We start from the raw sequence: 287 nt of genomic DNA on the forward strand, positions 1-287 counted from the left end.
ACCTATTGGTACATCTTAAATTGCCTACTTTTTAACCACTTTCCGTCGTTAAGACACACTTCCCCCTTTCCCCCATTGCGTCGGGCCGGGGGAGCCCGAGCATTCAGTTCGGCACCAACCGCCTGACGAGATCGGATAGTTGCGCTTTATAGGGGTAGCTGTCACTCATCAACACCCGGATTCGGCGCGTATTGCGGATGATGACTGCGCCCACTTTGATGAGTTTGAGCCTCAGGTTGCTTGGGCTCATGCGCGCGAAAGGCGTCTTCTTCAGGTAAGTGCGTAAG

Annotated in this window: 1 protein-coding gene; it reads right to left on the reverse strand. The window is 53.7% G+C overall.

Annotation, left to right across the window (positions count from 1 at the left end; all coding sequences use genetic code 11):
- Positions 1-103: 103 nt before the first annotated feature.
- On the reverse strand, positions 104-287 hold a 184-nt coding region (locus ACT3R7_RS20790), incomplete at its 5' end, for a transposase (RefSeq protein ID WP_444666141.1).

The organism is Halomonas sp. AOP43-A1-21, from assembly GCF_052376775.1.
In the GTDB taxonomy this organism is placed as follows: Bacteria; Pseudomonadota; Gammaproteobacteria; order Pseudomonadales; family Halomonadaceae; genus Vreelandella; species Vreelandella colorata.